The organism is Candidatus Angelobacter sp. (assembly GCA_035607015.1).
In the GTDB taxonomy this organism is placed as follows: Bacteria; Verrucomicrobiota; Verrucomicrobiia; order Limisphaerales; family AV2; genus AV2.
In genome coordinates, this window is record DATNDF010000181.1 from 1 (window position 1) to 5,015 (window position 5,015).

At 57.9% G+C, this 5,015-nt stretch carries 4 protein-coding genes; all 4 read right to left on the reverse strand.

Annotated features, from left to right (window positions below; translation table 11 throughout):
* Window positions 1–1,734 (reverse strand): glycosyltransferase family 39 protein (locus tag VN887_07270; GenBank protein HXT39806.1); only part of this gene is annotated, 1,734 nt, incomplete at its 3' end.
* 61 nt (window positions 1,735–1,795) lie between these two features.
* Window positions 1,796–3,166: a sigma-54 dependent transcriptional regulator gene (locus VN887_07275; protein ID HXT39807.1), complete on the reverse strand. Its 1,371-nt coding sequence runs from the start codon at window positions 3,164–3,166 to the stop codon at window positions 1,796–1,798.
* Window positions 3,159–4,418, reverse strand: coding sequence for an ATP-binding protein (locus VN887_07280; protein HXT39808.1), 1,260 nt, complete (start codon window positions 4,416–4,418; stop codon window positions 3,159–3,161). The genes VN887_07275 and VN887_07280 overlap by 8 nt, the downstream gene beginning before the upstream one ends.
* Window positions 4,418–5,015 (reverse strand): magnesium transporter CorA family protein (locus tag VN887_07285; GenBank protein ID HXT39809.1); only part of this gene is annotated, 598 nt, incomplete at its 5' end. The genes VN887_07280 and VN887_07285, both read right to left, overlap by 1 nt.

A 5,015-nucleotide genomic window follows, 5' to 3' on the forward strand; every position in this document is an offset into this window, starting at 1 on the left:
CGGGAAACCAACCGGAAGCCCGTTGGTCGTCACCAATCCGTCCAGCAGAAACCTTTCCCACGTTCCTGGCTTGCCTTTGATTATTTGAGAATGGAACCGCGCATCCATGCTCAGTGTCGTCAAATAGAGCGCGCGAATTGGCTTTCGCGAATCGTTGATCGAAAAAAAATCGTCGCGTCTCTGATCGTCTCGTACGCTCAGAGTCGTCCAGACGCTCTGCCGCCTGCCGTACCATGCCATCGCCCATGGCATGTCGCTCATCACCAGCTCCTTTTCCTCCATCCAGCGACCGAATTGCTGGATCCAGGGGGGGGAATACGGCGGGAAGGCGAGCGGAAACTCGCGCGGGGGCAAAAGAGTGAGTATCAACGGACTGCTGACCAGCACCACAACGACTCCGGTCACGACATGCCGCAGTTGCGGGAATGGCAGGTTCAACTGGTCCAGTAGCATTGAATACATTCCCGCGCCGTAAATGAACACCAGCGGAGCCAGCAGAACCAGCAGGTTCTCCGAATTGATTTCGGACGACGCTTCCGACAAATGCGTTTTCCCCATCGCCTGCGCGACCGTCACCACAACCAAGGATAAGACCAGAAAAATTCTCACCCGGCCGAGCGCCTTGCTTACGAACGGAACCAGCAGTCCGACCAGGAAAAACGCGCTGATCCAGTTTCCGCCCAGCTTCGGCAACTCGTCCTGGAGGATTCCGCTGGTGTTCACTGCAAGCTTGCGAAAGAAATCGTTGAAAGCGACGATGCCGAAATCCGGTTTCAGCGACCGTTCCAGTTGGTCGGAGGGAAACGCCGCGGTGCCTTCCACAGCGGCGTATCCGGCGGTCCCAAACAACGTCCCCGACCAGGCATGGTTGCGGGCTAGCCACGGCGCGAGAACCGCAACGAAGGCGGCAAAGACCACCAGGCAGAGGACAACACGACGCCGGCTCAGGTAAAGCGCGACAAAGGCCAGCACCGGCAATATCAACCAGCCAAATGAATATCGGGTCAATGCGCCAAGACCAAGCAGCCCTCCAACGACCAGGGCAATCGCGGCAAACCATGCGCCACCTCGCTGCGAGTTACGCGACGCTTCCTCCATGAATACCAAACACCATACGACGCTTAGAAAGATCACCATAAGCAGCACAGTGGAGAGTCCTGAGACGCTGAACCTCCAGAACAAGTCCGAACCGGCGATCATCACGGCCGAGATCCAGGCTACCGACGTGTCAAACAACCGGCGTGCCAGCCGAAAGACCAGGAAAATCACGACAAGGAACAGCGCCTCGTTGAAAAAAGAAATCAACTCTTCGGGCTGGTAACGGAATAGCATCAAGCCGCGAGCAACGTCGCGATCGGTGATTTGGTAATCAAACGGCAGCACTTTCATGAGCCCCGCCAGTATCAGGGGATACAGAGGCGGATTGGCGAGATCTGGATGGCCCGACTTCAAAAGCGCAAAGTCATTTGTCCGCCGGCCGAGCTGCATTTGGCGTGACTCGACGAGGCTGATGCTGAGAGGGCGGACGAACAGCGTCGTGTAACCCCGTCCTTCAGCAATGTTACGGGCCAACTGCGCGGTATCCATCGCCTCGGTTGTGGAAAAATTCCGATACTCACGCACATCGTAAATGGTCGCGAGCGCGAGCAACACCAGAATGGCCGCGAATGTCCGGACGTGGCGCGTTCCTTCACCCACCTCAAATTTGTGGATCAGTTCCTGTAAGCGAATCATGTGACCGGTTCCGCCGGGAAGTTCTTATCGCCCCCGCCTGCGCCTGCCTTCGCGGGGCGTTTCAAAATTCCTCCAGATGATAAGTGTGAAGTTTCCGGTGCAGCGTCCGCCGGCTGATACCTATCTTCTTCGCCGCCAGAGTCCGGTTTCCATTCGATTCTTTCAACGCCCGGATGATGAGTTGTTTTTCAGCCTCCTGCACCGTCAGATTGTTTTGCGCGAGGAGTTGGTTTCCGGCGGTGGGCGGTGGGCCGCCGCCACTTCGCACTTCTGCCGGCAGATCGCGCAATACGATTCTTTCACCCCGACAAAGCACAACGGCATGTTCAATGGCAGTGCGGAGCTCCCGGACATTGCCGGGCCAGCGGTGTCTCATCAACGCTTCGAGTGCTTCATTACTGAAATCGTTCACTTTTTTGTCGTTTTCCCTTGCGAACTCCCGCAGAAAAACCTGCGCGAGCAGCGGGATGTCACCCGTCCGCTCACGCAGCGGCGGCAGACAGATTTCCACGACTTTCAGCCGGAAGTAGAGATCATCGCGGAATGCCCCGGACCGAACCAGTTCCTCCAGATTTTTGTTCGTCGCGGCAACCAGCCGCACGTCTGAGGTCAGAGTTTTATTGGAACCCACGCGCTCAAAGGTTCGCTCGCCGAGAAATCGCAGCAGCTTGATCTGGATCGTTGCGTCGATCTCCCCGATTTCATCGAGAAACAACGTCCCGCCCTGAGCCTGCTCGACCCGCCCGATGCGCCGTTCGTGCGCGCCGGTAAAGGCTCCTTTTTCGTGCCCAAACAATTCGCTCTCGATCAACTCTCTCGGCAGGCCCGCACAATGCACCGCCACGAGCGGCTGCCGCACACGCGGGCTTAACTGATGGATCGCGCGGGCAATGAGTTCCTTGCCCGTACCGCTTTCGCCAGTGATGAGCACGTTGGACTTTGCTGGCGCGACCTGCCGCACCGTCTCCAGCACCTCCCGCATTGCGGCCGACTCTCCGGTGATGTTTTCCAGCCCGTATTTCTGGTCGAGTTGCTGCCGGAGCGACTCGTTCTCAATCTCGAGCGATTGACGCCGTAACGCTCTGGCAATCCTCATCTCGAGCTCGTCGATTTGCATCCGGCCTTTGGCAATATAGTCGTCCGCGCCCCGCTTCATCGCTTCCACAGCCACGTCCTCCGAACCGTAGGCGGTCATCAGAATACAGATGGGCGCTTTGGAAAGAGACTTGGCCCGGGAGATCAACTTCATTCCATCCTCTCCCGGCAGACGGAGATCTGTAAGCAAAACATCGAACGCCTCCTTCTCGATAAGATTCAGCGCCGCGGCCGCGTCCTCGGCCAGGTAAACGTCGTAACGGTCTTCCAACGCGGCCCGCAACCCGTCGCGCGTCGGCTTTTCGTCGTCCACAATGAGCAACGTCGGTTTAATCATGCAATGGCGCGTTCAGCAATCGCGGCTGTGGTTCGTGTAGCGGCAGCCAGATGCGGAACATCGTTCCCTGCCCAACGTGGCTCTCCAGTTTGATCAGTCCGCCGTGTTCCCTTACGATCCGCTGCACGATCATCAGTCCCAGGCCGGATCCCCGTTTTTTGGTTGTGAAAAACGGCTCGAAAATTCGGTTTAACTGATCCGGTGGGATGCCGCATCCGGTGTCGGCGACGCTGACCGAGACGCCGTCGGCACCCGAACCGGTTTGCACCGACAGCATCCCGCCGCGGGTCATCGCCTGCATCGCATTTTTCATCAGGTTGACCAGCGCCTGTTTGATTTGCGCGGGGTCGAGCGGGGCGTTGGGCAACTGCGGCGCAAGTTTTTCATCGATCGCGAGACCGCGGTTTTCGATCTCGGGCCGGAGCAACTCCACGGTTTCCCGGACAATTTCGTTCAACGAGGCGGATTTCTTTTGAGGCGGAGTGGGCCGGATGGCCTGGAGAAACTGCGTGACGATATAGTCGAGCCGCGCGATTTCCCCCTTCGCCACGCCCAGATAGTTCTCAAGTTTAAGCGTGATTTCTTTGGTTTCGTTCCCTCTCTGCACGATCTGCGGGCGGGGCCGTTTCGCGGAAAAGCCCCCACCGGGCGGTTCATCCGCCGCGCGTTTGAGTTTTTCCAGTTCCCTCTCCATCAACTGCAAATGAATGTGCAACGCGTTGAGCGGATTGCCGATCTCATGCGCCACACTCGCGGCCAGCAGCGTCAACGCCTGAACCCGTTCGCTTTCGACGGCTTCGAAGGTCTTTTGCCGCGCCTCGGTCGCATCGTGCAGAATCAGCGCGACGCCGGCACTTCCGGCCGCCTCACCGCCCAGGGGAGCGACATAAAGCCTTAAAAAGCGTTGTCGCGGATAGTTCACCTCGAATTCCTGCCGGACAACCTGCTTCCCACCAGCCCGGTCTCGGACGGACAATTCCTTCCAGTTCAGGTCCGGAAGGTACCTCGTGACCGGGTGGCCCTCCGCCTCTTCCCGCTTTAATCCGAGCAGGTTCGTCACGGCTTGATTAAAATAGAGCACCCGGCCCTGTCCGTCCGTCACCAGCACGCCGTCTTCTATCGTATTGAAGAGTGTCTCCAGGAAGCTTCGTTCGTGAGCCAGCCGTTGAACGACGGTCTGAAGCCCTTCGGGGTCCAGCCGGCCGATGCGCCCGAGCACCTTGTCGAGGAAACTGGATTTCGTAGCCGCCATCAGAACCACTTCCTTCTTTTGAAATACCAATACGTGGCCGCCGTCGCGGTCACCGTCACCGCCGTGGCCAGCTCATATCCGTAACGGACCTCGAGTTCGGGCATGCCTTTAAAATTCATCCCGTACCAAGTGCCGATCATCATCAAGGGTGTCGTTATCACGGTGATCATCGTCAACAGCTTGACAACTTCGCCGGTTTGATTCGACGACATGTTCAAGTAAACCTGCAGGAGCCCCGTCAAAGAATCCGTGTAGGCCTGGGCCAGTTCCGAAATGTGGAACAACGCGTCATAAACGTCCCGGTAGTACGGCACCAGATGGGCGCGAATCAGCTTGAATTCGCCGCGGGCAAACCGCGCCAGCACCTCGCGTTGCGGCCCGATGATTTGTCGCAAATGCAGCACCTCCTTTTTGACCTGCAGGATTTTGTTCAGTGTTCCCCGTGTGGGATTCTGCAAGGCCTCCTGTTCCAGCTCGCCGATCTCAAGTGACAACTCGTCGAGGGCCGGCTTGTAGTTTTCAACAATCGAGTCGAGCAGCGTATGCGCCACCCGGTCCGGCGCGCGAGCGATATGCACCGTGCTTTTCAGACAACGG